At 34.4% G+C, this 995-nt stretch carries 1 pseudogene; it reads right to left on the bottom strand.

Features of this window, described 5'->3' with window-relative positions:
* Positions 1-995, bottom strand: a pseudogene (locus AC1DJR_RS31400) (S-layer homology domain-containing protein); the annotation flags it as partial.

The following is a 995-nucleotide window of genomic DNA, read 5'->3' as shown; positions in this document are numbered from 1 at the left end:
GATTAATGATGCGAACAACGTTTTTATTGAATTTAGCTGTTTCAGCATTTACTTCTTTATCGAATGTAAATGTAGCTGCTTTATCTTGTTCTTTTTCTGCTACAGCTTTTACGAAGTTAGGAGCTACAACATCTTTTGCAACTTTTACTTCTTTAGATACTTGCTTGCCTACGTTGTTAGCTGCATCTTTGTAACCAACAAGTCCAACTGTAAGGTTTGCAGATGTTTCATCTGTTTTAAGAGCGTCTTTTACTTCAACGATTGCTTTTGTTTTATCTTGAGCATCAGCAGAAATTGTAGCCACTAAAGTTTCTTTACCTTTTTTAACTGTTACAGTACCTAGGTTCTCGTTAGCCATCTCTTCTGAGAATGTTACTTCTAAAGTAGCTTTTCCGTCCACAAGGTCTTTCACTTTAACATCTTTAACTTCTGGAGCTGTAACATCCTTTTCTACTTTGTAAGTAGCTTTTCCTTCGTACATTTCCATAGTGTTACCAGTGTAATCTTTAGCACCAGTTACGATTACGTTAAACTCTTCGCCGTTTTTAACTACGTCTTGAACTTTATCTTTTGTTAATGTAACTGTATTGTCTACAGGAGTAGCTTTGATTTGTTTACCGTTAATAACAACAGTAACTTCATCTGCACTTAATTTTTCACTGAATACAACTTTAACATTTCCATCTGGAGTAGATACTGTAGATACAGTTGGAGCTACTTCATCGTTAAAGAAGATAACTTCATATTTTTTTGGAACATCTTTACCGTCAACAGTTTTAACATTTTGAACAGTTAAAACGTAAGCTTCTTTGTTCTCAAGTTTTTTGTCTCCAGCTACTGTTAAGATTACAGATTTTTTATCTTTACTTAGTTTTGGAGCATCAAATGTCATGCCCTCTTGTGAAATTGCAAAGTTTGCAGCAGTCACATCTGTAACTTCAGCACCGAATTTAACTTCGATCTCTTTAGCATTGATTGCTTTAATAGACTCAACT

The sequence above is a fragment of the Bacillus sp. 05T31 genome, from assembly GCF_056396725.1.
The sequence above is the reverse complement of the archived record's forward strand: the minus strand, read 5'-3'. Positions and strand labels throughout refer to the sequence as shown.